Below are 26174 nucleotides of genomic sequence, written 5' to 3'. Positions count from 1 at the left end.
TATTTGTTATATTTCATTGATAATGAGAATGCAAATGTAGCAGTCACTTCCCATATAACGCCTCTTTTTGGCGAATAATCCTTTCTAAAATGTTAAAGCTGTTTTTTCCGCACCTATGTTGCGGTTGTGACCGTAGACTCTCTGATGGTTCACAGATGTTGTGTGTCAATTGCCAAAACGAACTGCCTATTTGCTTCCCAATTAATATCAACGACAATGCCTTTGTCAGACAATTTTATGGTCGATTGCGCTTGGAAAGTGCGTTCAGCTTATTGCGCTTTGAAAAGACCAATCTTACACAGCAACTATTGCATCAATTGAAATACAAAGGACAACAACAATTAGGAGTCTTTTTTGCCCTTCGGATGGTAGAAGCGCTAAAATCCACCCAAAATCAGCCCAAGTTTGATCTTATTATTCCGGTTCCACTCAGCAATAAAAGAAAACGCAAACGAGGATATAATCAAGTGGATCGTTTTGCGCTTAGTTTGGGCAAACATCTTCAGGTGCCCGTACTTCCTAAGGCATTGATTCGTAAAGACGGAAAGCGGTCTCTGGTTAAACTCGGACGTAAAAGTCGATTTCAAAGAGCACATCACTTTGAGATCAACAAAAACTTTGAACTCGCCAAGGGCTCACATATTCTGCTGGTAGATGATATTGTAACTACCGGAGCAACCTTAGAGGCCTGTGCAAAAGTGCTGTTAAACACAAGGGATATAAAACTGAGTTTTGCTACTATTGCTATCTCTGAATAAAACGGATGCCAAAAAAGTAGCTGTTTTGTCCCTGTAAAAACCCAGATAGTTGTTAATTTGCCGATTATGAACATGCCCGCTTTCTTTAAAGCCTTTCTTATTCTGATTTGCGCAGGTCTGTTGACCTTAAGCCCTGCCTCATGCGCAAAAAAAGGAAGCCCAGAAGGCGGCCCAAGAGATACCATCCCTCCTGTAGTGGTTCGCACGGTACCAGAGAATTACAGTGTAAATTTTGACGCCAAGGAGATTCGCATCTACTTTGATGAATACGTGAGACTCAACAATGCCTCAAGGCAAATGATCGTTTCCCCTCCGTTTGATAATCCGCCAGACATTTCTCCTTTAGGTGCGGCCAAATTCATCAAGATCAAGATTAACGATACGCTCAAGCCCAACACGACCTATGCGATCAACTTTGGGAAGAGTATCGCAGACAATAATGAGAATAACGAATATCCTTATTACCGCTACGTCTTTTCAACGGGTTCTTACATAGATAGTCTTTCTGTAAGCGGACGGGTTAAAGATGCTTTTTTGCGCGAGCCTGAAAAGGAGCTGACCGTTATGCTCTACCAAATAGACTCTACCTATACAGACTCTGTGGTCTTTTTGGAAAAGCCTTATTATATCGCCAGCGTCACAGACAGCACCTCTGGTTTCTCTTTGGAGAATCTAAAGGCGGGACGCTATTTGTTGACCGCCATGAAAGATTCCAACTTCAATTACACTTTTGAGCCTGGGCAGGATAAGATCGGGTATTTGGAAGAGTTTATTGAAGTACCGGCAGATACCACTTACGAACTTACCCTCTTCAAGGAGGTTTTGGAATACAATTTAGAGCGACCTGTTCAGGTTTCTGGTGGACAAGTCTTGTTTGGATATCGTGGCGAAGCAGACAGCTTACGAATCTCAATGGTTGAACCTGCAACTGGTTTTGAGACCTTGCAGACCAAGGACAGAGAACGCGACAGTTTACGTCTTTGGATTCGGCCAAAAGTAAAGGCAGACAGTTTGGTATTCCACGCCTACAATCAAACTTATTTTGACACCTTGGTGCTGCGCTGGCGCGATTTTAATATGGACACCTTAAATGTTCGCGCTGAAAAGTCTGGCCGTATGGAATTCGATCAGACCTTTGCTTTAGTTAGTGATACGCCTATTGATAGTGTTTTGACCGAGCGCATCAAGATCACCAACAAGGATTCCATGCAAATTCCTTTTGATTATAGCATTGACAGCTTGTACAGCCGTGTAGAATTTCCCTTTGATTACGGAGAATCTCAAACCTACAATATCGAGATGCTTCCCGGTGCTATAACAGACTATTTTGGAAACAAGAACGACACCTTAAGCTTTAGAATAGGCACCCAGAATTACAGTGATTTTGGAACCTTGACCGTGAATGTAGCCAACGCCAAGTCTTATCCACTCATTGTTGATTTGGTCAAATCCAACGGAGAACTCGATGACTCCTACTACATCACCGAGGCTAAGCCGGTAAAATTCCAATACATTGCTCCTGGAGAATACTACATCCGGGTCATTTATGATCTCAATGGCAATGGTCGCTGGGATCCGGGTAATTTCTTAGATAAAACTCAGGCAGAACCCGTTTTCTATACCGAAGGTGCTGAAGAAATGAACTCCAATTGGGTTCGAGAGGTGACCTTTAGACTTCCAGAGTAAAAGAATCTCGATCGTTTAAAAAGCGTAATTTGTCCCGAACCTTATCCTGGTACGCTGCATCTAAACTGACGATTTCCGCTATTGGAGATTCAAAATCCGCAGTAGATATTCGTTCCCCTAAAGGATCATAAACAGCAGTGTGTCCAACATAAGGATAGCCGTTGCCGTCATCACCAATCCGATTCACCCCCACACAGTAGCTCATATTTTCAATGGCTCGCGCCTGCAACAAGGTATCCCAAGCTTTAATGCGCGTTTTAGGCCAATTAGCCACATAAAGCAGTAAATCATAATTAGACGTATTGCGTGCCCAAACCGGGAAACGCAGGTCATAACAGATCAGCGGGCAGATCAGCCAACCGTGTAATTCAATGTGTAAACGCTCGGTTCCTGCGGTGTATACCTCATGCTCTCCTGCCAAAGTGAAGCAGTGGCGCTTGTCATAGGTTTTATACTGTCCATCAGGGTAAACAAAAAGCAGTCGGTTGTAGTAATGGTCATCCTGCTTAATGATAATACTCCCGGTAATGGCCGAATTGTATTTGGCAGCCATTTGCTGCATCCATTGGGTAGTAGGCCCGTCAACAGGCTCCCACAAATCAGCAGCATTCATACTAAAGCCGGTAGTGAACATCTCTGGCAAAACAACCAAATCACATTTAGAGGCAATATCATTAAGAACTGCTTCAAACTGATCGCGATTGGCCTGTTGATCTTCCCAAACAAGGTCTTGCTGAAGGATTCCGACATTCAATTGGCTTTTCTTACTCATGGGAGGCAATTAGGGTAACGATTTCTTGATAGCCTTGACTTTTTGCATGATCTGCAGCAGTAAATCCACGTTCATCCTTTTGGGAGGTATCTGCCTTATTTTTCAATAGGAGAGCAACTAAATCAGCTTTATTGAACATGCTGGCATAGATCAATGCGGAAGCGCCATTAAAATTGGTCGCATTCACATTGGCGCCAGCAGCGACGAGCTTTTCTGCAATTGGATAATAGCCCTTAAAACAAACCCCCATCAAAGCGGTATTCCCCGCTTGATCTTGCGCATCCAATTCTGGATTCAAGCTGAGTAAAAAATCTACCACAGCCTCGTGTCCGTAATAGGCGGCCAAAAGCAAGGCAGTAGACCCGCGTTGGTCTTTCCCATTGAGTAAATTGGGTTTTTTGTTCAAGTAAGACTTGATGTCTTCCAAACGGGCTTCTCTAACAGCATTGATAAATTCGGCTTGCATGTGGTCTTAATTCTTTATTGAGTTAACGCTAGGCCAACTGGGGTTGTATTTTTTGAATGATCTCTGCGGCTTGCTCTAAAGTTTGCTCCGTTTTGGCAAAGCAAAAGCGCAGCATAAAGTCGTTTTTCTTTTCCAGGTTGAACACGGAAGTTGGGATCGCGGCAAGGCCGAATTCCTCCGTTAAAAAGCGAGCAAAATCTACATCGTATTGCCTAGAGACCTCGCTGTAATCCACCATTTGAAAATAAGTACCTCCGCTGGGAATTACTTTAAAATTTGTGCCTTCTAGGCCTTTAAGGAAAAGGTCTCGCTTCTTTTGATAGAATGCTCCCAAGCTGGTATAACGGGACGGCTCTTCTAGATAAGTAGCTAATGCTTGCTGCATGGGATGATTTACACTAAAAACCAGATACTGATGCACTTTTCGAAATTCTTCCATGAGTGCTTTGGGTGCCAGGCAATAGCCCATTTTCCAGCCCGTAGTGTGAAAAGTTTTTCCAAATGAAGCCGTAATAATACTTCTGCTGGCAAGGCCTTCGAATGCAGCGGCGCTGTAATGTGTTTGCCCATCAAAGACAATGTGTTCATAAACCTCATCAGAAAGTACCCAAAGGTCATGCGCCAGGGCTATTCTTGCCAATTCCCTCATGTCTGATTTGCTCATCAAAGTCCCACTTGGATTGTGGGGCGTATTGACCACGATCATTCGTGTTTTGGAAGTGATATGCTTATGAACTAGCTCCCAATTGATCCGATACTCGGGTGCCTGTAACTGTACCGCGACTGCCTTTGCCCCTTGTAGTTCTATGGCCGGCTGATAACAATCATAAGCCGGCGCAAAGATCAACACCTCATCTCCTGGGTGAACCAGTGCCGTTATTGCCGTATAAATAGCTTGTGTTGCCCCAGCAGTTACGGTGATCTCTGATTCTGGATCATACTTGCGACCTGATGAATTAAATACCTTTTTTGAAATTTGTTCCCGAAGCCTAAGCAGTCCGGGCATTGGGGCGTATTGGTTGTCTCCGCGCCGCATAGCACTACTCACTAACTCGTGTAATTCTGGATCGATATCAAAATTTGGAAAGCCCTGTGACAGGTTTAGCGCGTTATTTTCTCGAGCCATAGCAGACATCACGCTAAAGATGCTGACGGGGGTATTTGGCAGTTTGGAATTCATCAATATAAAGATAAAACAATTCCAAGAGGCCTCAAAAAAGGCTGACTATTAGGTTTTTACAATGTTTTTACTATATTTGATATGCCCAAATTTATCGAAAACCTATGCTTAAGTGGTACCCCGTATTACGCTACTTCGCGTCTTTTGTTCTGCTTTTTTGCCTCACTCAGGCTACTGCTCAGAATTTGACAGATGGAAAGAAACACCTTTCAGAAAGGGAGTTTCGCGCGTTGATTGATACTTCTGATCTCTATTATTTTAACGGACAATACAAGGAGTCTTTAAAGCTCAATATATCCTTATTGGCAGCTGCGAACTACTTGAAAAAACCAGAGCTTTTACATCTGGCTTATCGCAATCTCGCCTATGATTATCTGGTGATTACCGATACTGTCAACGCCAAAGAAAGCTTTCTCAAGTCTCAAAAATATGCCATGGAGGCCAAGAACGATACGGCTGTTGCCCTTTCGTATATGGATTTGGCCAATATGTATTCCACTGTAAATGTCAACTACAAATTGGCTATGGACTTTCACAAAAAAGCCATAGATGGTTTTACGCTTATCAAAGATTCGTTGCGTTTGGCTAAAGCACATTACAATGCTGCCTTAACTGCGATGGATCTTAAAAAATACCAAACAGCCTATTTGCACATTGTTAAATCAAAAGCACTACATAAGCATCACGATCATGAATCTTTCGGTATTGGGCTCGACGGATTAACAGCAAGCTATTATTTGGTCAAAGAAGATTACGAAAGCGCTGATATTTATTTTAAAAAGGTTATAGAAGAATCCACGGCTGCCGATCTTCCTATAGAATTAGAATCTGCTTACTTTGGATATAGCGAAAGCCTCTTTGCTCAAGAGAAGTACAAAGAAGCTTTTGAAATGCAAGAGCAGTACACCAATTACCTGAAACAAAATTTAGATGATATCGCCTCTACGGAGACTGAAATGATGGCGGCAAAATTCCAGGTAGATGAATATAAAAAGGATATGGCCGCGGCTCAAAAAGAACAAGATCTGCAAGCCCAGAACTTGAAAGATAAAAGCCGTTGGAACAATTATCTACTGACGCTTTCCGTATTCTTCTTATTGTCAATGATCTTGCTGTATATGGCATATCGCAACAGAAAGAAACTCGTTCAAGAATTAAAACTCAAGAATCTTGAGTACAAGGAAGCTAAGGAGGAATCCGAGCGCATGAGCAAAGCCAAGACCAAATTCTTCTCAACAGTAAGTCATGAACTGCGTACGCCACTTTATGGAGTGATTGGTCTGAGCACGCTTTTAATGGAAGACAAATCTTTGAGCAAACACAAAAAAGATTTAAGCTTGCTTAAATTCTCTGCCGATTATCTATTGGCGCTGATCAACGATGTACTCCAGATCAATAAACTCGACTCTAAAAGTCAAGATGAAGACGATCACTCGGTCTTTAAACTTCGTGAGCTCATCACAACTATTTCGGGCTCGTTTGAGTATTTGTTGATTCAAAACAATAACACCTTCCGACTGGAAGTAGATCACGAACTCCCTACTACGGTCCGCGGAAACGCCATGCAAGTAGCTCAAGTGTTGATGAACTTGATCAGTAACGCCTGTAAATTCACAGAGAACGGAACCATTACTGTTAAGGTCATTAAAGAATCACTGTCTGGTGAAGCAGTGAAAGTACGCTTTAGTGTTATTGATACCGGTCTCGGGATCGCCAAAGACAAACAAGCCGACATTTTTGATGAGTTCTTACAGATTGGACAAGAAGACAATTACAATTATCAGGGAACCGGATTGGGTCTTCCGATTGTGAAAAAGCTTCTAGACAAGTCCAATGCGACTATCACTTTAGAAAGTGAAGCCGGCAAAGGATCAACCTTTAGTTTCTCCTTAGGTTTTGAGGTAGTAAATGAAGCTCCTGAGGAACAGTCCACAGCCATGATCGATACCAAAAACCTTATCGGGAAGTCAATATTGGTAGTAGAAGACAATCGAATCAACCAAAAGGTTACCCAAAAGATCTTAGAAAAGCATCAGGTTAATTGCGTGATTGCAGAAAACGGACAACAAGCTGTTGACCTGGCAAAAACGCATTCTTTTGACTTGATCCTGATGGACATCAATATGCCGGTAAAAGATGGGATTCAGGCTACTAAGGAGATTCGTTTGTTCAATAAGAACATTCCTATTTTGGCCTTGACTGCTGTGGAAATTGAAGAGGTGCGATTTACAATCTTTGAGGCTGGTATGAATGATATCATCGTGAAGCCTTATGACATCACCAAGTTCAAACAGACCATCCTCAAAAATATCTTTTTACAGCGCATTCAAAATACCGGTTCAGACAACCAGCATTTACGCGCCATGTAAATTTATCCTTTAACGCTGGCAGCAAGGTATTCGCGATTCATACGGGCAATGTTCTCTAGAGAAATTCCTTTAGGACATTCCACCTCGCATGCTCCGGTATTGGTACAGTTACCAAAACCTTCTTTATCCATTTGCTCCACCATGTTCAAAACACGACGTGTAGCCTCTACTTTTCCTTGAGGCAGAAGAGCAAACTGACTCACCTTGGCAGAAGTAAATAGCATGGCACTGGCGTTCTTACATGCCGCAACACATGCTCCGCAACCAATACAAGCAGCTGCCATAAAGGAAGCATCCGCATCGACCTTCTCAACTGGAATAGCGTTAGCGTCAATAGTGTTTCCTGAAGTGTTTACAGAAATATATCCTCCAGCGTGCTGAATGCGATCAAAAGCAGAGCGATCTACCATAAGGTCTTTGATCACCGGGAATGCTTTTGCGCGGAACGGTTCAATAACAATAGTATCACCGTCGTTGAATTTGCGCATGTGCAACTGGCAAGTAGTCACCAATCGGTCCGGCCCATGTGGCTCCCCGTTGATCATCAGTGAACAAGATCCACAGATACCTTCACGACAGTCGTGATCAAATACTACTGGCTCTTCACCTTTATCTATAAGTTCTGTATTGAGTACGTCCAGCATTTCCAAGAAAGACATATCGCCTTCAACTCCAGAAATGGAATAGGTTTGCATAGAACCCTTGGACTGGGCATCTTTTTGTCTCCAGATTTTAAGTGTTAAGTTCATAACGGTTTATTTATAACTTCTGGTTTTTACTTCTATATTATCGTAGTCAAGCGACTCTTTGTGCAGCACTGCGTCTGCAGGTTCGCCTTTATACTCCCAAGCTGCTACGTACATATAATTTTCATCGTCTCTGAGTGCTTCACCTTCTTCAGTTTGATATTCCTCTCTAAAGTGACCTCCACAAGATTCGTTACGATCTAAAGCGTCTTTTGCGAACAACTCTCCGAGCTCTAAAAAGTCTGCAACACGCATGGCTTTTTCTAACTCCGGATTCATACTGTCCATCTCTCCCGGTACACGAACTTCCTTCCAGAACTCTTCGCGTAGGGCTTTGATATCGGCCATGGCCTTTTTAAGTCCTTCAGCGTTTCGAGACATTCCTACCTCGTTCCACATGATCTTCCCAAGACGTTTGTGGAAATAATCCACAGATTTGGTTCCGTTGTTATTGACCAACTTCTCTAGGGTTGTTCTCACGTTGTTCTCCGCTTCTTCAAACTCAGGAGTCTCTGTACTGATCGGTCCTGTACGGATATCATCAGCCAGATAATCTCCAATAGTATACGGCAACACAAAGTAACCGTCTGCCAAACCTTGCATCAAAGCAGAAGCTCCTAAACGGTTGGCACCGTGATCTGAGAAGTTAGCTTCTCCAGCGGCATAACAACCAGGAATTGTGGTTTGCAAGTTATAGTCAACCCAAATTCCACCCATGGTATAGTGTACCGCAGGATAGATCATCATTGGGGTTTTATATGGGTTCTCATCCACGATCTTTTCATACATCTGGAAGAGGTTTCCGTATTTAGTTTCAATCACCTTTTCTCCAAGAGCCAGCCATTCTTCTTTGGTCGGATTGTGATTTCCTTGGATAGCTGCTTGCTCTTTTCCATAACGCTCAATAGCGGCGGCAAAGTCCAAATAAACAGCCTCTCCTGTTTTGTTCACTCCGAATCCAGCATCACAACGCTCCTTAGCTGCACGCGAAGCAACGTCACGAGGTACTAGGTTACCGAATGAAGGATATCTGCGTTCTAGGTAGTAATCGCGATCTTCTTCTTTTAATTCTGTTGGCTTGAGCTTTCCTGCGCGGATAGCCTCAGCGTCTTCTTTTTTAGCAGGCACCCAAATACGTCCATCGTTTCTCAAAGACTCAGACATCAAAGTCAATTTAGACTGATGGTCTCCAGACACTGGAATACAGGTTGGGTGAATCTGCGTAAAGCATGGATTTGCAAAATAAGCTCCGCGTCTGTGGATCTTCCAAGAAGCAGTCACGTTACTTCCCATTGCGTTGGTGGATAAGTAGAATACGTTTCCGTATCCTCCTGTGGCGATCACAACAGCGTGCGCAGAGTGACGCTCTAATTCACCAGTTACTAAGTTTCTAGCAATGATACCACGCGCCTTTCCGCCAACGATAACTAGGTCTAGCATCTCGTGACGGTTAAACGCCTTGATCTTTCCGCGATTAATTTGACGGTTCATCGCTGAATAGGCTCCAAGCAACAACTGCTGTCCGGTTTGTCCTTTTGCGTAAAAGGTCCTCGATACCAATACCCCTCCAAAAGAGCGGTTGTCTAGAAGACCTCCGTATTCACGAGCAAAAGGAACTCCTTGGGCAACACATTGGTCAATGATGTTACTGGAAACCTCAGCCAAACGGTAAACGTTAGCTTCTCGAGAGCGGTAATCTCCTCCTTTGATGGTATCGTAAAAAAGGCGGTAGGTGGAATCCCCATCACCTTGATAATTCTTTGCTGCATTGATTCCCCCTTGCGCAGCAATAGAGTGCGCACGTCTTGGTGAATCTTGATAGCAGAAGGTCTTTACATTGTAACCGAGCTCTGCCAAGGTCGCGGCGGCAGATCCACCGGCCAAACCAGTACCCACAACAATTACGTCAATATTGCGCTTGTTGGCTGGATTTACCAGGTCAATGTCGTTTTTATGTTTCGTCCACTTATCGGCTAGTGGTCCTGCAGGTGCATTTGAATTTAGAACTGACATATGCGATAGTATTAATGTGGAATTTGATTAAAGTGGTGGTAAAGCGCAATCACAGCAAACAACAATGGGATCACAACAGCGAAAGCTTTGGTAAAGCCTTTAAGCGCTTTGGAGTATTTGTTGTTGAATCCAACTGATTGGAAACTGGAAGAAAATCCGTGCCAAAGGTGTACGGCTAACAAAGCAAAAGCCAGCACATACAGCCCTACACGAACTGGACTTTCAAACTTGTGAACTGTTTCTGCGTAATAACGTGTTGGATCCTCCGGATGTGTTTCGATATACTTGTGTACAATTTCTGGAACCCAGAAATCGTAAAAGTGAAGTCCTAAGAAAGCCAAAACTACAATTCCAGAAATGATCATATTTCTAGACGCCCATGAGGCATTGGCACTGCCTTTATACATGGCGTATTTATGCGCTCTTGCACTTCTGTTTTTCAGCTCGAGAGCAAATCCCATCACAAAGTGAAAAACCACCCCAAAGATCAAAACAGGCTGCAAAGCAAATTGCACCAAACCGTTGGTTCCCATAAAATGAGACCAGCTGTTAAAGGTATCTGGATCGAGTACTGAGGTCAAATTGATCACACAGTGTTGGGTCAAGAAAACTACAAGAAACAATCCCGAAAGCGCCATAGCGACTTTACGGGCAATTGAAGAGGATAAAATTCCCATAGGATTGCGATTACTTTTTAGTGGTACAAATTTACGACACAAGGGAATCAAACCCAAGAATTAAAGTTTGATTCCCTTGTTATTTAGATTTATTATAAATACGCTATCTATTTGATGCTTAAGCCTGAACTGGCGGAGCTTCCCCCGACAGCTACAGTCACTTTGTAATCGCCTTTTGGTAGATAGTATTTTCCGTTTTGTCCTGGATAGATTCCTGCGGATTTGTCTTTGCTCATTGCCTTTTGCGCTTTGCTGCTCATTGCCAGATCATAAGCCACCGCATTGAAGCCTTTGTCGGCATCGAGTTGCATGCTTTGAACCTCGACACCACTGGCGTTGGTAATAGTTACCGTAGCCTTGCCAGAAGCCGGGCTGTAGAACTCTAATGACACCTTTGGCTCAAAGGCGTCATACCATTGTCCAAAGGAAGCACCCCATCTTCTGGAATGATTCACTGGCTCCATCGCCTTTACAACAACACTATTCATCACATCGGCATTCATCGCTTGAAGCATTGAGATGTCTGCCTTGTAAATGGAACGGCCGTGTGTTCCCAGGATAAGTTCGGAAGCCTCTGGATGAATGATCAGATCATGTACCGCTACGTTTGGCAAGCCCTCGCTAAACGGATGCCAGCTTTCTCCGCGATCCATAGAAACATAAGCTCCGTTGTCTGTACCTACGTACAATACGTTCATGTTTGTAGGGTCTTCTTTGATCACGTTTACCGCAGATGCAGGTAAATTGCTGCTAATGTTCTTCCAAGTTGCCCCAAAATCATCACTCATATACACATAAGCGGTAAAATCGTCCCAACGGTATCCGTTCAATGAAGCGTAAACGCGGGCCTTTTTATGCTTGGACGCCTCTACACGAGAAACCCAAAGATCGTTCGGCAAACCAGAAGAAATATTTGACCAAGAAGCACCACCGTCGCGCGTCAAATGGATCAGCCCATCATCACTGCCGGTATAGATCATCCCAAATTGGAAGGTAGACTCGCTAATTGTGGTCAAGGTTCCGTAAGCGACATTTCCTTTCTTTCCACCAGTGGTCAAGTCACCAGAAATGGCCTCAAAATCGTCGCCTTGATTCATGGAACGCATCAGTTTGTTTCCACCTAAATACAAAATATCTTGATTGTGCGGAGAAAGTAAAATTGGCGTTTGCCAGTTGAATCGATACGGACGCTCGCCCAATTTATGTCTTACAGAGAGACGCTTTTGATCTCCCGTCTCGAGGTTGAGTCTAAAATAGTTACCAAACTGGAATCCAGTGTAAACTATATCCGTATTGCGATTGTCTACCTGGATCTGCATCCCGTCACCGCCCATGATCATCTCATAGCCGTAATCTCCGCTAGAATGCCAACGCGTGGATTCGGTATTGTTGCTGGATCCTTTCCAAACTCCGTTGTCCTGCAGACCTCCGTAGACATTGTAGGGTGTTTCATTATCCACTTGAATGGCATAGAACTGACCTACAGAAGGCGTGTTGTTCTTCATCCAAGTTTTACCGTCGTCGTAAGTGATGTTCACCCCTCCATCGTTACCGTTGATCAAGTGTCCTGGCATATTTGGATTGATCCAAAGTGCGTGGTGATCTGAGTGCACATTGTCTCCCACGATAGATTTAAAAGTCTTTCCACCGTCCTTAGAATTTAGGATCGGCACGCCGTAGATGTAGATATTATCTGAATTGCTCGGATCTGCATGAATCATTCCGAAGTAATAACCGTAGGAATAATACAAGTCCTCTAAATACCCATCATGCGTCTTCTTCCAAGTCTTTCCGCCGTTGGTACTTTTATACACCTCAGCACCAATTACTGGCGTGTCAAATAAAAGACTGTTGGCATCTTCTAAATACAAAGCGAGGTCTTGAGGCTCTAAACTTCCAGCACGAACCATTTGCTTTACATTGCTCGCTTGATATTGTTGCGGGAAGCGATTCTCTCTTAAGAAACCGTTGAGCTTGCTATCGTCTAGTTGTAAGAAGGCCGTTTTTTGCATGCTCTTAAAGTCATTTTTGGTCAAACCTGCACGTGGACGTCTACCTCCAGTATCTGGTCTGCGCCCTTGGTTATCGTGAATGGCGTAAACCGTGTTTCCATCCACCACAGACAAACCGATTCTACCCACACCTTCTCCGGTTGGGAAACCACTGTTGGGCACACTTACTTTGGTCCAGGTATTCCCTGCATCTGTAGATTTGTAAATCGCACTTCCTGATCCGCTACCTCTAAAATTCCAAGCCTTACGGTCCTTGTCCCAAGAAGAAGCATACATATTGTTGAAGTTGTTTGGATCAACTGCTACGTCAATAATACCCGTCTGGTCATTGACAAAAAGCACCTTGTTCCATGTTTTCCCACCGTTCATGGTTTTGAAAACACCGCGCTCCGCGTTTGTAGAATACAAGTGACCTGCTACGCCAACCACAACCTCATCTGGATTGTTCGGATTGATCAAGATTCTACTGATGTGGTGCGAATCTTTCAAACCTACATTAGTCCAAGTTTCTCCCATATCATCAGATCGGAGTAAACCAATACCGGCATAAGAAGAGCGTGAGGCATTCACCTCTCCAGTTCCTACCCAAAGAGTACCGTTTTTCCAGTCTACCGCAATATCTCCTACATTCTGAGTAGGGCTGCTGTCAAGCACTGGTGTAAATGAAATTCCGTTGTTGTTGGTGTACCAAACGCCTCCACTAGCATAGCCCACATAAAATTCCGTGGGATCATCTGGGTTAACGGCTAAGTCCACCACACGCCCACTCATGACCGTTGGGCCAATGTTGGTAAAGGGTAAATTTTTGACAATTGATGATTCTGTAAGTTGAGCTTTGGCTTGGATACCGGCTTCTACTTGAGCAGCAGAAGTAGCTGGAGTTTGCGCGTTTAGAAAACTAAAACTGAGCATTCCCAGCGCGAGAAGGTAGTGTCGCATTTTTTTACAATGGTTGGTTTAACTGGGTTAAAGTACGACTTAGGGCTCCCAGCACAAAAATTTTTAATGAAGTTTAACATCAAACCTAAGCCTTTTAAACGGTGAGTTTTTGCTACTTTTAAGGCTCAATTTGAAGATCATGAAATACCATCCAATAGACAACAGCTTATACATCTATAACCGTAAGAACTTTATGGCGGCCATGAAGCCTAAAAGCATTGCGGTCTTTAATAGTAATGATATCTATCCAGTTAGTGCGGACAGTACCATGCCTTTCAATCAGCATAGAGATATTTTGTTTTTAAGTGGAGTGGATCAGGAAGAAAGCATTTTGTTGTTGTTTCCGGATGCGGTTGAAGAAAAGCACCGAGAGGTCTTGTTCTTACGTGAGACGAATGCTCATATAGCTGTTTGGGAAGGCGAAAAACTGACTAAAGAAAAAGCTTTTGAAACCTCAGGCGTGAAGACCGTTTATTGGTTACAAGACTTTGACAAGATCTTCTTTGAACTGATGACTCAGGCAGAAATGATCTACTTCAACACCAACGAGCATTATCGTCAGGCTGTGGAAACACAGACACGCGAAGACAGATTCATTGCCAAGACCAAAGCGCAATTCCCTGCGCACAGCTGGGCCAAGGCTAACCCTATTTTACAACGCCTTCGTTCGGTAAAACATCAGATTGAATTGGACTTGATGCAAACAGCGTGTAGCATCACCGAAAAAGGATTCCGTCGCGTATTGGATTTTGTAAAGCCTGGAGTTTGGGAATATGAGATCGAGGCGGAATATATGCACGAGTTCCTCAGAAACCGATCCAAAGGATTTGCATATACCCCTATTATTGCCAGTGGAAATAACGCCAATGTGTTGCACTATATTGAGAACAATCAGCAATGTAAGGACGGCGATCTGATCTTAATGGATGTAGGCGCAGAATACGCCAACTACAGCAGTGATATGACCCGAACCATTCCGGTAAACGGGTGTTTTACAGACCGTCAAAAAGCGGTTTACAATGCTGTGAATAGAGTTAAGGATGAGGCAACGGCTATGCTTGTACCGGGAACGCTCTGGAAGGAGTATCACGTCGAGGTTGGTAAATTGATGACTTCGGAGCTCTTAGGATTGGGCCTTATTGACAAAGCCGACGTACAAAACGAAGATCCAAATTGGCCTGCCTATAAAAAGTACTTTATGCACGGGACCTCACATCATATTGGCTTAGACACGCATGATTATGGAATCCTTTGGGAGCCTATGACTGCGAATATGGTCTTTACCGTGGAGCCAGGAATTTACATTCCGGAAGAAGGTTTTGGCGTACGTTTGGAAGACGACGTGGTTGTGCAAGAAAGCGGCGCTCCGCAAAATCTTATGGGCAATATTCCAATTGAGGTGGAGGAGATTGAGGAGCTGATGAATTCTTAATTTCTCGTCGCGCTTCTCTGTTTTATCATGGAGTTGGGCATATTTTACTAAGGCCCGTGGATTGGAGGTCAACTTTCTATTTCTTTCAATAATCGGAATTGAAATAAAAAGTGGATTTTGTCCTTAGGGGTCCAAACCCCTCCCAACAATAAATTACCAATTGATTGAGGTTTTTCAAACGGTCAGCAACTCAGATTTATAAATCTGGGCGAATTTCGGTTAACTTAATGGTCCGAAATACGGTAGCTAAATCCGTTAATCCTCCGGCCTGTACGTCCACTGGGGCGCTGATTGCCAAACGATATTGATGATCGTCCACTTCCCGTCTTTCTTAACAAGGTTGAGATAATCTATCCCCCAGGCTGCGGTAACCTTAGTAATGGCGATTTTGTCATTTACCTCTAAAACCTCAACCGCTCGTGTTGCTTGGGCGTCTTGCGGAATAGGCCTTTCCTTTAAACGCTTAGCCAGGTCAATGACCGCGTCAAAGGGTAATTCACGATTGTCTGAATAATTTTTTGAATCAGGATTGTATCGCCATCCAACTTTACGCAAGCTCTTATCTATGTAGGTATAAGCCAAAGTCGTATCGCCTTTATAAAAGATATCAATATACCCTTCAGACGCTGCAATCACTGCATCCAGATCTTTCTTATAATCTTGAGCGTAAGTAATGGAGCAAAAGCAAAATGCAAAAAGAAAGAGTAGTTTTTTCATGACCTTGAGTTTAAAAACTAAAAGGTACAAAAAAAGCCCATCCTAATCGGATGGGCCATCTGAACTAAATACTACCAGACCTTAGAGGTTCAAGACACAGTTGTCTGCACCTGCAAAGTCGTTCCACTGGTATGCATCTGCTTGTTCGTCGTTGGCGTATACGCCATCGATCCAATAACGAAACTCGTAAGAGGCACCTTTATCTAGATTCACAGTTCCTTTAAAGGTTCCGTTCTTTAATTTCTTTAGCGGAGTGGCTTTTTGATCCCACTCGTTGAAGGAACCAACTACTTGTACTTCGTTGGCCTCTTCTGCAGGTACGGTAAAGGTTACTTTACATACCGGCTTGGTCTTTAAAAATTGCTTTGTAATAGCCATAATCAGTGTTTTTACTAACGAGGTAAATGTAGCCAAGGACAACTATGTTCCAAATGAAAATTGGGAGTAATTCCGAAGAATTATCAGATTCCCAATTTTAGGCACGCCTTAAGTGAATATTTGAAATTTTGAGCGAGGAAAAATGTGATATCCGCAGCTTTTGAAGCCCAATTTAAATACTGATTTTAAGCGGATTAACTACTACAACGATTTCGAAAAATCACAAAAATGTTAAGAAAGTATTGATTTAAGCAGATGGACGTCAATTCGCCTCTGTCTTGAATAAAAAGTTGGCCAAAATAAAGGTTAGCAGTGCAGGCAAAACCCAACCTAAACTAAACTCGGTTAAGGGCAACCAAGAAAGTGAATTCCCCAAAAGATCAGACCCCCAAATTCCAAAGATCACATCGGGAAGGCTAAACAAAAAGGTGACTATCGCAACTGCCTTGAAAACTTTAGCCGAGGCCCACCGATCTGGAAGCGCATTGAGCAGAATCAAAACAATAGTCAACGGATAGATAAAAGCCAAGACTGGAATCGCCACAACTATAATGGAATGAAAATCCAATTGGCCAATAACCACGCCGAGGACACAACCAATAACAGCGGTGAGTTTATAAACTTGATTGGAATTATTGAAGACTCCTTTGAAGTAATCAGCAGCACCGGCGATGATTCCAACTGCAGTTGTAAAACAGGCCAAAGCCAAAAGCACGCTGAGCAAAGTATTAGCCTGTGTTCCTAAAGTCCCTTGAATGATTCCGCGCAAGAGCGTAGCGCGTTGCATGGTGCTGCTCATACCTTCAGCGCCGAGGATATCGTTCCCATAATAAGCTCCGGAGGCAATAAGTCCCGCATACATGATCAAGAGGCCAAGACCGGCAATGAGACCAGCCTTCCAGATAAGTTCTTTTTTGTAGTGATAATCTGTATGCCCGCGTAGGTTCAAAGAGATAATGATCACCGCACCAACAACCGCTGCACCAATAGCGTCAAAGGTCTGATAACCTTCAAGCACGCCTGTGGTTAATGGCGACAAGTCTGTGGCTTCATGTACGATTGCTTCACTGCCAAACATTCCAATCCCGATCACCGCCAATAGCATGATGACAATAAGTGGAGTCAAATACTTTCCTATAATACTCATGATCTTGGATCGGTTCAATACAAAGACCAACACTAAAGCAAAGTATATGGTACTGGTTAACCAAGAAGGCGTTTCCAACAAAGGATAAACAGCGATTTCATGAGTGGCAGCTGCTGTCCGTGGAGCAGGTATTGCAATAGAAATTGCATAGACCACAATGCAAAATATGGAACTGAAAAGTGGAGAAACCTTCTTTCCAAAATCAAACATAGTACCCTGCAACTTAGCATGGGCGTATATGCCAATTATAGGAATGATAACCGCGGTAATGGCAAATCCAGCCACAACAATAGGCCAATTATCTGCAGCCTTATACCCCAAAAGTGGTGGAAGCAGTAGATTTCCCGCTCCAAAAAAGAGGGCGAAAAGTGCAAAGGCGGTAAGTAGTAATTCTTTAGATTTGCTCATCGTTTAGCTAGCGCACCCCAAGATACACATTATGACCAAGCTCCAAAATTCGAACAGTCTTTTTTACACCGTTCAAGGTGAAGGACCAAACCTAGTTCTGCTACATGGCTTTTTAGAGGACCACAGCATGTGGGATGCTTTGGTAGATGATTTAGCTGATCACGCTCGAGTCATCTGTATTGACCTGCCTGGACATGGCAAATCAGCTCTTAGTGAGTCGGCTACTATGGGATCTTTTGCAAGTGATGTCCTTAAAGTATTGGATCTCCTTAAAGCCGATCAAATAAATCTGGTTGGACATTCCATGGGCGGTTATGTAGCTTTGGCACTAACCGAAATGGCTCCACAGCGGATTAACAATTTGTGCCTGCTCAACAGCACGTTTTACCCAGACACTGAAGATCGGAAACAAAAAAGACACCAAGCTATTGGTGTAATTCAAGAAGACCCTCAGCTTTTTGTTCGCACGGTTATTCCAAGTCTTTTCCCCATCTCAGTGCGCAAAGCGTTGAAGCCCGTAATTAATGACCTGATTAGTAAGGCAAGCCTTATGACTGCGGAGGCGATTATTGCAGCTACTGAGGCTATGATCCACAGGCCTGACAGATCCGCCCTTTTCTTTGAAAGGAAGCAAAAGAGTTATTTGGTCATTGGTAAGCAAGATCCTCTGGTAAATATCCCCGCACTGATTAAGGCCGTTGATCAGCATCAAAATCAAAAATTAATCCTTGAGGGTGGACACATGAGTCCCTTTGAAAACATCGATAAAGTACGAATTTTCTTAACAAAATTCATTTTTTAGTGCATTTCATCGATTTTTTATGACTTTTTATCGTGTTTTTTGCTTTTATTTCTATCTTTCTGATACCCAACGCAGAAACTATGAAATCAACTTCCGCAAAAACAAGTTCATTTGGGCAACTTAAATGCAAGTTGTTCGGGCACAAATTAGTCCTTAAACAAAAAGTGACCGACTCCGTAAGTGAATACTGCTGTTCACATTGCAATGAAGAATTCAGTACCAATCCGCAGGGAAAATTGGAACGCTTAACCAACAAGACACGAGAAATCAACGAATGCCTGCGCGATTTATTCACCAGACGCTCCAAACACAGATTGCCCAACGTAACGCCTTAACCTACTTATGTTTCCCAAATTCCTCCGCTGTAAAATACTGGGTCATAAATACGAATTGACCCAAAAGCATCACTTTCAAATTAACGAATACCGCTGCAGTTGCTGTAAAAGAGAATTTACAGACGACGGCTACGGACGAAAGGTTCCATTAAACGAATATTGGAGACAAACCAACAACCGTTTTAAAACCTACCTCAACGAGATCTATTCTTGATCCTCTTCTTTGTTGAATGCATTCCAACCTCTGGCGACAATTGGAATTTTTGTGTTGGCTCGAGTGATGAGGTGTACTCCTTCATTTTCTGGAGTCATATGCCCAACCACTGTTAAGTTTGGATTGCCTTTGATCTTGTCAAAGTCTGAAGTACTGATCGTAAAGAGCAATTCATAGTCTTCTCCGCCATTGAGCGCCATGGTTGTGCTGTCTACCTCAAACTCTTCACAGACTGAAATAAATTGAGGATCTAAGGGTAATTTATCTTCATACAGATTGCAACCTACTTGACTTTGTTTACAGAGGTGCAAGATCTCAGAAGACAGACCATCACTCACATCAATCATAGCCGTTGGCTTTACTTCAAGAGCTTTTAGCAATTCACGAATGTCTTTGCGCGCTTCTGGTTTAAGTTGACGCTCCAACAGATAGGTGTATTCTTCCAAGTCAGGTTGCATGTTCGGATTGACTTTATAAACCTCCTTTTCTCGCTCCAATACTTGCAAGCCCATATAAGCCGCTCCAATATCACCAGTTACTACCAAGAGATCATTGGCTTGAGCTCCACTACGAAGAACAGCCTCTTCCGAAGCCACACTTCCCATAGCAGTAACAGAAATGATCAACCCTGTCATGGAACTGGTCGTATCTCCGCCAATGAGATCAACCTTGTAGATATCACATGCAGTTTTGATTCCCGCATAAAGTTCTTCCAGCGCCTCCACCGGGAAACGGTTAGATACCGCTATGGAAACGGTGATCTGTTTGGCCTCGGCATTCATAGCATAGACATCAGATAAATTAACCACAACTGCCTTGTAACCCAAATGCTTTAATGGCATATAACTTAGGTCAAAATGAACCCCTTCTACCAAAAGATCCGTAGTGACCACCAGTTGTTGATCTTCTTGAACAATGGCAGCATCATCACCAATACCTTTTACGGTAGTTTCGTGTTTGATCTCAAAGTGTTTGGTGAGGTGATCAATGAGTCCAAATTCACCAAATTCAGAGAGCGGAGTACGCGATTCGTCCTTGTTTTTTAACATGCCAGATACCCTTAAGTATGTTGATAATCTTTAATTTGCAAAGGTATGGTAACTTTAAAGACTAAACTAGTATTTGGGATGCTAATGGCGTCTCTCAGCCTTGTTGGGCTAAGCAGTTGTTCTTCGGATGACAGCCGTCCTACAGACCCCGTAACCAATGATGACGACAACACAGGTGGTGATCCTGTTGACGATGGCCCAAGCATCATTGGATTTTTAGCCTGTGAAGGCGGACAAGCCGGTGTTTATCCCTGTTCTGGAATGAATTTAATGAGCCAGATTCCCATCGAACTTTTTTCAGCCACTCGCGGAAACGACTCTTGGGGTTGGGTAGATCCTGCTACAGGTAGGGAATACGCCTTAATGGGACTGAATAACGGTACCGCTTTTGTGGACATCACCAGTCCTTCCAATCCCCTCTATTTAGGAAAATTACCCACAGCCTCAACCTCGAGTAATTGGCGCGATATCAAGGTATTCAACGACCATGCTTTTATTGTGGCAGAAGCTTCTGGTCACGGCATGCAAGTTTTTGATCTGACCAAACTCCGCGATGTTAGCAGCCCTCCAGAAATCTTTAGTGCAGACGCCTTATTGACAGAATTTGGAAGCGCTCATAATATTGTGATCAATGAAGATACAGGTTACGCCTATGCGGTTGGAGCCAGTGATTTTGAGGGAGGACCGCTTTTTATCAATATTCAAGATCCTATTAATCCGGTAGTTGAAGGTGGATATGCAGACGGTAATTATACCCATGACGCTCAGGTAGTGACTTACAATGGTCCGGATACTGAACACTTGGGCAAAGAAATATTTATAGGCAGTAATGAAGACGAGATCGTTATTGTGGACATTACCGACAAAACCAATCCGATAGCCTTATCTACTATAGGATACACCAATGTCGGTTATACGCATCAAGGATGGTTTACTGAAGATCAACGCCACTTCTTACTAGGTGATGAATTGGACGAAGTTCAAATTGGCACCAGAAGCAGAACCATAGTTTTTGATTTTTCTGATCTGGACACTCCTGCAGTCCACACTACTTATTTGGGACCAACCTTTGCCATTGACCACAACGGTTATGTGCTGAACAACGATTTTTACCTGGCCAATTACACGGCGGGAATCCGACAAATTGATCTCAGCGATATAGCTTCAGCTTCAATGACAGAGCTCGCTTTTTTTGACACCTATCCAGACAACGACGACGCCTCCTTTAACGGAGTTTGGAGTGTCTATCCATACCTGCCCAGCGGTAATATCATTGTTAGTGATATTTCTGGCGGCCTATTTATCGTTGCAAGGCAGTAGGGTAAGACCCGACTAATTTGTTTTAAATTAGCATACTAATTGCTATTTCATGAAAAAGACATTACTCGCGCTGCTTTTTATAAGCACTAATCTGGTCATGGGCCAGATCCCTTGTGAATCTGGTTCTGCCGATGGTTTTCCTTGTGAAGGCCTCGATTTGATGGATCGAATTCCCTTAACCGACTTCGATGCCAGTTTGGCCAATGACAATTGGGGTTGGACCGATCCGGAAACCGGTGGTGAATACGCCATTATTGGTCTGAGTAACGGAACTGCCTTTGTAGATGTGACCGATCCCTTGGATGTAGTCTACTTAGGAAAGCTTCCCACCTTTACCGACCCGAGCATTTGGCGCGATATTAAGGTCTATGCCAACCACGCCTTTATTGTCAGTGAAGCTGACGGTCACGGTATGCAGGTATTTGATCTGACCCGACTTAGAACTGTGAGTAGTCCTCCGGTCATCTTTGATGAAGATGCGCATTACTCAGGATTTGGAAGCGCACACAATATTGCCATCAATGAAGACACAGGCTTTGCCTACGCCATAGGAACCGACACCTTTAGTGGTGGAATTCATATGGTCAACATTCAATCTCCATTAAGCCCTCAGTTTGCGCGAGGTTATGCCGATAGCGGTTATACCCACGATGCGCAAATTGTTACCTACAGTGGACCTGACGGCACACACACAGGAAAAGAACTCTTCTTTGGAAGCAATGAAGACGTAGTTGTTATTGTTGATGTGACTGACAAGGACAATCCCATCTTACTTTCGGCAGTGAACTACAGTGACATTGGATATACTCACCAGGGTTGGCTGACAGAAGATCAGCGTTATTTCTTATTGGCTGATGAGGTAGATGAGATCATCTTCGGATTTGAAACAAAAACAATCATTTTTGATGTGTCTGACCTGGACAATCCAGAATTTGCCTTTAATTATTTCAGTCAAAATCCATCCACAGACCACAACGGATATGTTGTTGGGGATCAATTCTATTTAGCGAGTTACCGCGCGGGATTGCGTATTCTAGACCTCACTGGGATTGACTCCGGAACGATAGTGGAATCCCACTATTTTGACACCTGGCCAAGCAGCGATAGTGCTGGTACTGGAAATGGATCCTGGAATGTCTATCCATTCTTTGAGAGTGGAAACATCGTGGTTTCCGATCAAGACAATGGATTCTTTTTAGTTCGAGATAATAGTGTTCTAAGTACTGTTGATCAAGAGATCTTAGAGGCAATGGCTTATCCGAATCCAATGCAAGAACAACTAACGGTTCAATACGGCGCCCCAATTGAGCATGTTCAGATCTTTAACCTCACAGGACAGTTGGTTAAAGACTTAGAATTCACAAATGGCCTTGACGCGATCAATATTGATGTTAGTGGTCTATCTGCTGGATTTTACGTGCTTCAGGTAAATGATGCAGCCGTTCAAAAACTGATGAAACGATAGATGATTCGCAAATATTGGTACATATTATTGTTGGTTTTTGTCCTGGGCGGCTGTTCTGAGAGCGATCTGCCTGCGGACAATACAGACGACAGCGGACAAACGGATGACACCACTGACGACAGTGGACAGACCGCCGACTTTGAAGGTGTGGTTGACTGGCAATTCACCTATGGTGGCTCCGGAGACGATATTGCTAATGCCGTAGTAACCACCACAGACGGAGGCTTTGCCGTTTTGGGATACACCCAAAGCAATGACGGCGATATAACAGATAAAACTGCAACAGACAGCGACTATTGGGTTTTGAAACTCGATGCCAACGGCGCAATAATTTGGAGCCGAACTTATGGTGGTTCTTCCGATGATCGCGGGGCAGATATCATAGAAACTACCGATGGTGGTTTTGCGGTAGCTGGGTTTAGCCGATCTTCTGATGGTGATGCCACAGAAAATGCAGGCTTTCAAGATTATTGGATCGTAAAACTTTCAGCTTCCGGCGATGTACAATGGCAACAGAGTTATGGTTTTGCGGGTAGCGATCAGGCCAGTTCCGTGATTCAAACTACGGACGGAGGCTATTTTGTAAGCGGATTTTTAGACATTACTGCCAGCGGTGGCGCCGGAAACGACGGCTTTGCCAGTGCTCCTTCAGCAGCACCTAAGCACGGAGTGGGAGAGTTCTGGGGCATGCGATTGGATGCCAACGGCCAACTCATTTGGAGACGCTTCTTTGGCGGAACCAATAACGACAGAAGCTATCAGGTATTGCAAACACAAGACGGAGGATTTCTGATGACTGGAGCCTCAGAAAGCGATGACTTTGACGTTACCAATCCTAAAGGAAGTTATGACTATTGGGCCGTAAAGATCAACGACAGTGGAGATCTGGTTTGGGAAAAATCCTTTGGCGGCTCTGAAATTGACATTGCCTATGGTTTGGTAGAATCTGCTCCGGGAACTTACGTAATGGTGGGTGACAGCCGCAGTGCTGATGGTGATGTTTCTTCACCTAAAGGCAATGCCGATCTTTGGGCGGTGGCCTTTGACAGTAGCGGAAACTTCCTCTGGGAAGAAAGCTACGGAGGCAGCTTATTTGAGTCGGCTCGTGCAGTGAATCAAATGGGCACAGGAGAGCTCATTATGGCTGGTACTACGAGAAGTAGCGATGGTCAAGTCGGAATCAATCAAGGCCAAAATGATGCATGGGTTATTATGACCACAGCCTCAGGAAGTTTGGTTTGGCAAGACAGCAGAGGCGGTTCTGGAGTTGAACTCTTTAACGACTGCGCTCCTATTGGTGCCAATGCACTGATTGTTGTTGGCGATACAGACAGCTCTGACGGCGATATTAGTTTAAACAAAGGCGGGAAAGACGCCTTGATTGTAAAGTATAAATAATGAAAAAGATATTCCTTTTAACCTTTGCCGTTGCAGCTTTAATTAGCTGTAAATCAGATGACAATCAGGCTGCTCCTGGGGAGGTTAATCTCGTATTTAAAAATCAAGTTGCAGGCAATGATCTGATATTGTCCTCACAAACCTATACCAACGCTTCTGGCGAATCTTATCGCGTAAACGAGTTAAAGTATATCATCAGCGACATTGTGCTTATTGGTTCCAATGGACAAGAATTTGTTGTGCCTCAAAGTGAAAGCTATTTTGTAGTAAATGAAGCCGATAACGGCAGCAAGACCTTAAGCATCCCAGAAGTTGAAGGGCGCAAATACTCTAAGATCCGTTTCGGTTTTGGGGTGGATCAATCCAACTATCCACTTAACGGAGTCAATAATTTTATTCCAACTGCGGAAGAAACAGGCATGCTTTGGAGCTGGTCAGCAGGTTATAAATTCATCAAATTTGAAGGGGATTATGACACAGACACTAGTACTGACGCACCTTTTATCATTCACGTAGGTTCCCACGGAACTACTTTAGACAATTATAAGACTATTGAGTTGGATCTGTCCACGGACATCTCTGTGAACGATAACACCAACAATGTGAATCTCATATTTGATGTTGCCCGAGTTTTTGATGCCGGACTTCAGAGTTTTTCATTGCAGGAGAAGGATGATATTCAGGTAGACCCTGTTTATGCACCGATCATTGCCAGTAATATTTCAACAGCCTTTTCCACAGAGTAAAACATGATCAAACAGTTTTACATATTATTTCTAATTGTGCTTTTGAGCGCCTGTGGGGAGAACGAGCCCTATGAGGATGCGCCGGTGGCTGAAGACCCTTTAGAGGAGACCCTAGAAGTAGATGTAGCGCTGACTTTGGAAATCCCAGATTACTTCCCGGATCTTACGTACGACCTGAGCCAAAACCCACCTACTCAAAACGGTTTTGTGCTTGGTAAAAAGCTGTTTTATGATGGACGTTTGGCCTCTGATGGCGTGGTTTCCTGCGGATTCTGTCACATCCAAGCCTTTGCCTTTACCCACCATACTCACATTACGAGTCACGGCGTTAATGGCGCCATTGGGAAACGCAATGCGCAACCGCTTCACAATTTGGCTTTTATGCAAGAATTCACCTGGGATGGCGCTGCTGGGCACTTGGATGCTCAGCCAATTATACCCATCACCGCTGAGGTCGAAATGAACAATACCTTCAACAATATTGTGACTACGCTGAGTCAAGATCCTGAGTATGTTGAAATGTTTGCTGCGGCCTTTGACAACGGGCAAATAGACCCAGATAATATTTTAAAAGCGTTGTCTCAATTCATGCTGATGATGGTCTCTGCAGATAGCAAGTACGACCGCTTTTTACGCAACGACGGAACCACCCTCACCTCGGACGAAACAGCTGGTTTAGGCCTCTTTGAAGCCAAGTGTTCCAGCTGTCATTCTGGAGTGTTACAAACGGATCAAACTTATAGAAACAATGGCCTGAGCATTGATCCTGAATTCAATGATATCGGGCGCTATCGCGTTACGGGACAACCTAGCGATAGCCTGAAATTCAAAGTACCGAGCCTCCGTAATATTGAGGCGACTTTCCCTTATATGCATGACGGTCGGATTCCAGATCTGGAGGCTGTATTGGATCATTATTCCGACGGCATCGTTGACAGCCCAACCTTAGACCCACTATTGCGCAACGCCGACGGCAGTTTGGGAATCCCTTTGACTGAGGCAGAAAAAGCCCAGATCATCGCCTTTCTAAAAACCCTGACAGACGACAATTTTATCTTCGACGATCGCTTCGCGGAATTCTAGGTCAGAATCATCGAAAACCCTTATTATTCCATGCGCTTTAATAATATGTTAAAACGTTAAAC

General features: G+C 43.7%; 23 protein-coding genes. 12 read left to right on the top strand and 11 right to left on the bottom strand.

What is annotated here, in order from left to right; translation table 11 throughout:
* The first annotated feature begins 89 nt into the window (after positions 1-89).
* A complete protein-coding gene (locus tag HRT75_RS01740) occupies positions 90-758 on the top strand; it encodes a phosphoribosyltransferase family protein (RefSeq protein ID WP_291182283.1) in 669 nt (222 codons plus the stop codon).
* Positions 759-824: 66 nt separating this feature from the next.
* A complete protein-coding gene (locus tag HRT75_RS01735; RefSeq protein ID WP_291182282.1) occupies positions 825-2444 on the top strand; it encodes an Ig-like domain-containing protein in 1620 nt (539 codons plus the stop codon).
* Here HRT75_RS01735 and HRT75_RS01730 read toward each other — a convergent pair.
* Genes HRT75_RS01730 through HRT75_RS01720 form a run of 3 tightly spaced genes read right to left on the bottom strand, consistent with a single transcriptional unit; the run spans position 2428 to position 4862 of the window.
* Positions 2428-3216: an amidohydrolase gene (locus HRT75_RS01730; protein ID WP_291182281.1), complete on the bottom strand. Its 789-nt coding sequence runs from the start codon at positions 3214-3216 to the stop codon at positions 2428-2430. The two genes, HRT75_RS01735 and HRT75_RS01730, sit on opposite strands and share 17 nt — an antisense overlap.
* Positions 3209-3682, bottom strand: a complete 474-nt coding sequence (locus HRT75_RS01725) for an ankyrin repeat domain-containing protein (protein ID WP_291182280.1) — start codon at positions 3680-3682, stop codon at positions 3209-3211. Before HRT75_RS01725 ends, HRT75_RS01730 begins: the two co-directional genes overlap by 8 nt.
* Before the next feature lie 28 nt (positions 3683-3710).
* Positions 3711-4862 (bottom strand): methionine aminotransferase, encoded by a 1152-nt coding sequence (locus tag HRT75_RS01720; protein ID WP_366665006.1) that lies wholly within the window; start codon positions 4860-4862, stop codon positions 3711-3713.
* Between the two features lie 104 nt (positions 4863-4966).
* Between HRT75_RS01720 and HRT75_RS01715 the strand changes: the two genes are divergently transcribed.
* The gene (locus tag HRT75_RS01715) at positions 4967-7231 is read left to right on the top strand and encodes a response regulator (RefSeq protein ID WP_291182279.1); all 2265 of its coding nucleotides are present in this window, start codon (positions 4967-4969) and stop codon (positions 7229-7231) included.
* A gap of 2 nt (positions 7232-7233) precedes the next feature.
* On the opposite strand, the gene HRT75_RS01710 is transcribed toward HRT75_RS01715, so the two are convergent.
* The 4 genes from HRT75_RS01710 to HRT75_RS01695 all read right to left on the bottom strand — a co-directional run bounded on the left by HRT75_RS01710 (position 7234) and on the right by HRT75_RS01695 (position 13618).
* The gene (locus HRT75_RS01710) at positions 7234-7980 is read right to left on the bottom strand and encodes a succinate dehydrogenase/fumarate reductase iron-sulfur subunit (RefSeq protein ID WP_291182278.1); all 747 of its coding nucleotides are present in this window, start codon (positions 7978-7980) and stop codon (positions 7234-7236) included.
* 6 nt (positions 7981-7986) lie between these two features.
* Positions 7987-9990, bottom strand: coding sequence for a fumarate reductase/succinate dehydrogenase flavoprotein subunit (locus HRT75_RS01705; protein ID WP_291182277.1), 2004 nt, complete (start codon positions 9988-9990; stop codon positions 7987-7989).
* A gap of 11 nt (positions 9991-10001) precedes the next feature.
* Positions 10002-10667 (bottom strand): succinate dehydrogenase cytochrome b subunit, encoded by a 666-nt coding sequence (locus HRT75_RS01700; protein ID WP_291182276.1) that lies wholly within the window; start codon positions 10665-10667, stop codon positions 10002-10004.
* Positions 10668-10774: 107 nt separating this feature from the next.
* Positions 10775-13618: a glycosyl hydrolase gene (locus HRT75_RS01695; protein ID WP_291182275.1), complete on the bottom strand. Its 2844-nt coding sequence runs from the start codon at positions 13616-13618 to the stop codon at positions 10775-10777.
* Positions 13619-13757: 139 nt separating this feature from the next.
* Here HRT75_RS01695 and HRT75_RS01690 point away from each other — a divergent pair, with 139 nt between their 5' ends.
* Positions 13758-15050: an aminopeptidase P family protein gene (locus HRT75_RS01690; protein ID WP_291182274.1), complete on the top strand. Its 1293-nt coding sequence runs from the start codon at positions 13758-13760 to the stop codon at positions 15048-15050.
* Positions 15051-15305: 255 nt separating this feature from the next.
* Here HRT75_RS01690 and HRT75_RS01685 read toward each other — a convergent pair whose 3' ends face one another.
* The 3 genes from HRT75_RS01685 to HRT75_RS01675 form a co-directional block, all read right to left on the bottom strand.
* Positions 15306-15767: a nuclear transport factor 2 family protein gene (locus HRT75_RS01685; protein WP_291182273.1), complete on the bottom strand. Its 462-nt coding sequence runs from the start codon at positions 15765-15767 to the stop codon at positions 15306-15308.
* Positions 15768-15848: 81 nt separating this feature from the next.
* Positions 15849-16145, bottom strand: a complete 297-nt coding sequence (locus HRT75_RS01680) for an isoamylase early set domain-containing protein (RefSeq protein ID WP_291182272.1) — start codon at positions 16143-16145, stop codon at positions 15849-15851.
* Between the two features lie 262 nt (positions 16146-16407).
* Positions 16408-17700 (bottom strand): branched-chain amino acid transport system II carrier protein, encoded by a 1293-nt coding sequence (locus HRT75_RS01675; RefSeq protein ID WP_291182271.1) that lies wholly within the window; start codon positions 17698-17700, stop codon positions 16408-16410.
* A gap of 31 nt (positions 17701-17731) precedes the next feature.
* On the opposite strand from HRT75_RS01675, the gene HRT75_RS01670 reads away from it, so the two are divergent.
* From HRT75_RS01670 to HRT75_RS01665, 3 genes are all read left to right on the top strand, one after another.
* Positions 17732-18502: an alpha/beta hydrolase gene (locus tag HRT75_RS01670; RefSeq protein ID WP_291182270.1), complete on the top strand. Its 771-nt coding sequence runs from the start codon at positions 17732-17734 to the stop codon at positions 18500-18502.
* An 80-nt stretch (positions 18503-18582) separates the two neighbouring features.
* The gene (locus HRT75_RS14755; RefSeq protein ID WP_366665005.1) at positions 18583-18837 is read left to right on the top strand and encodes a DUF1660 family phage protein; all 255 of its coding nucleotides are present in this window, start codon (positions 18583-18585) and stop codon (positions 18835-18837) included.
* Positions 18838-18844: 7 nt separating this feature from the next.
* A complete protein-coding gene (locus HRT75_RS01665) occupies positions 18845-19051 on the top strand; it encodes a hypothetical protein (RefSeq protein ID WP_291182269.1) in 207 nt (68 codons plus the stop codon).
* Here HRT75_RS01665 and thiL read toward each other — a convergent pair.
* Positions 19042-20100 (bottom strand): thiamine-phosphate kinase, encoded by a 1059-nt coding sequence (gene thiL, locus HRT75_RS01660; protein ID WP_291182268.1) that lies wholly within the window; start codon positions 20098-20100, stop codon positions 19042-19044. The genes HRT75_RS01665 and thiL overlap by 10 nt on opposite strands.
* A gap of 45 nt (positions 20101-20145) precedes the next feature.
* Between thiL and HRT75_RS01655 the strand changes: the two genes are divergently transcribed.
* Genes HRT75_RS01655 through HRT75_RS01635 form a run of 5 tightly spaced genes read left to right on the top strand, consistent with a single transcriptional unit; the run spans position 20146 to position 26112 of the window.
* On the top strand, positions 20146-21420 hold the full coding sequence (locus HRT75_RS01655; protein WP_291182267.1) for a choice-of-anchor B family protein: 1275 nt from the start codon (positions 20146-20148) through the stop codon (positions 21418-21420).
* Positions 21421-21469: 49 nt separating this feature from the next.
* Positions 21470-22885: a choice-of-anchor B family protein gene (locus HRT75_RS01650; RefSeq protein WP_291182266.1), complete on the top strand. Its 1416-nt coding sequence runs from the start codon at positions 21470-21472 to the stop codon at positions 22883-22885.
* A complete protein-coding gene (locus HRT75_RS01645) occupies positions 22886-24283 on the top strand; it encodes a hypothetical protein (RefSeq protein WP_291182265.1) in 1398 nt (465 codons plus the stop codon).
* Positions 24283-25029, top strand: a complete 747-nt coding sequence (locus HRT75_RS01640) for an MbnP family protein (RefSeq protein WP_291182264.1) — start codon at positions 24283-24285, stop codon at positions 25027-25029. Before HRT75_RS01645 ends, HRT75_RS01640 begins: the two co-directional genes overlap by 1 nt.
* Before the next feature lie 3 nt (positions 25030-25032).
* Positions 25033-26112 (top strand): cytochrome c peroxidase, encoded by a 1080-nt coding sequence (locus HRT75_RS01635; RefSeq protein ID WP_291182263.1) that lies wholly within the window; start codon positions 25033-25035, stop codon positions 26110-26112.
* Positions 26113-26174: the final 62 nt, after the last annotated feature.

It is taken from the genome of Gilvibacter sp. (assembly GCF_013214815.1).
Classification (GTDB): domain Bacteria; phylum Bacteroidota; class Bacteroidia; order Flavobacteriales; family Flavobacteriaceae; genus Gilvibacter.
The sequence above is the reverse complement of the archived record's forward strand: the minus strand, read 5'-3'. Positions and strand labels throughout refer to the sequence as shown.

Coding starts and splice junctions, on each gene's coding strand:
- HRT75_RS01740 (WP_291182283.1), top strand. CDS start 90: ATGTTAAAGCTGTTTTTTCCGCACCTATGTTGCGGTTGTGACCGTAGA.
- HRT75_RS01735 (WP_291182282.1), top strand. CDS start 825: ATGAACATGCCCGCTTTCTTTAAAGCCTTTCTTATTCTGATTTGCGCA.
- HRT75_RS01730 (WP_291182281.1), bottom strand. CDS start 3,216: ATGAGTAAGAAAAGCCAATTGAATGTCGGAATCCTTCAGCAAGACCTT.
- HRT75_RS01725 (WP_291182280.1), bottom strand. CDS start 3,682: ATGCAAGCCGAATTTATCAATGCTGTTAGAGAAGCCCGTTTGGAAGAC.
- HRT75_RS01720 (WP_366665006.1), bottom strand. CDS start 4,862: ATGAATTCCAAACTGCCAAATACCCCCGTCAGCATCTTTAGCGTGATG.
- HRT75_RS01715 (WP_291182279.1), top strand. CDS start 4,967: ATGCTTAAGTGGTACCCCGTATTACGCTACTTCGCGTCTTTTGTTCTG.
- HRT75_RS01710 (WP_291182278.1), bottom strand. CDS start 7,980: ATGAACTTAACACTTAAAATCTGGAGACAAAAAGATGCCCAGTCCAAG.
- HRT75_RS01705 (WP_291182277.1), bottom strand. CDS start 9,990: ATGTCAGTTCTAAATTCAAATGCACCTGCAGGACCACTAGCCGATAAG.
- HRT75_RS01700 (WP_291182276.1), bottom strand. CDS start 10,667: ATGGGAATTTTATCCTCTTCAATTGCCCGTAAAGTCGCTATGGCGCTT.
- HRT75_RS01695 (WP_291182275.1), bottom strand. CDS start 13,618: ATGCGACACTACCTTCTCGCGCTGGGAATGCTCAGTTTTAGTTTTCTA.
- HRT75_RS01690 (WP_291182274.1), top strand. CDS start 13,758: ATGAAATACCATCCAATAGACAACAGCTTATACATCTATAACCGTAAG.
- HRT75_RS01685 (WP_291182273.1), bottom strand. CDS start 15,767: ATGAAAAAACTACTCTTTCTTTTTGCATTTTGCTTTTGCTCCATTACT.
- HRT75_RS01680 (WP_291182272.1), bottom strand. CDS start 16,145: ATGGCTATTACAAAGCAATTTTTAAAGACCAAGCCGGTATGTAAAGTA.
- HRT75_RS01675 (WP_291182271.1), bottom strand. CDS start 17,700: ATGAGCAAATCTAAAGAATTACTACTTACCGCCTTTGCACTTTTCGCC.
- HRT75_RS01670 (WP_291182270.1), top strand. CDS start 17,732: ATGACCAAGCTCCAAAATTCGAACAGTCTTTTTTACACCGTTCAAGGT.
- HRT75_RS14755 (WP_366665005.1), top strand. CDS start 18,583: ATGAAATCAACTTCCGCAAAAACAAGTTCATTTGGGCAACTTAAATGC.
- HRT75_RS01665 (WP_291182269.1), top strand. CDS start 18,845: ATGTTTCCCAAATTCCTCCGCTGTAAAATACTGGGTCATAAATACGAA.
- thiL (WP_291182268.1), bottom strand. CDS start 20,100: ATGTTAAAAAACAAGGACGAATCGCGTACTCCGCTCTCTGAATTTGGT.
- HRT75_RS01655 (WP_291182267.1), top strand. CDS start 20,146: ATGGTAACTTTAAAGACTAAACTAGTATTTGGGATGCTAATGGCGTCT.
- HRT75_RS01650 (WP_291182266.1), top strand. CDS start 21,470: ATGAAAAAGACATTACTCGCGCTGCTTTTTATAAGCACTAATCTGGTC.
- HRT75_RS01645 (WP_291182265.1), top strand. CDS start 22,886: ATGATTCGCAAATATTGGTACATATTATTGTTGGTTTTTGTCCTGGGC.
- HRT75_RS01640 (WP_291182264.1), top strand. CDS start 24,283: ATGAAAAAGATATTCCTTTTAACCTTTGCCGTTGCAGCTTTAATTAGC.
- HRT75_RS01635 (WP_291182263.1), top strand. CDS start 25,033: ATGATCAAACAGTTTTACATATTATTTCTAATTGTGCTTTTGAGCGCC.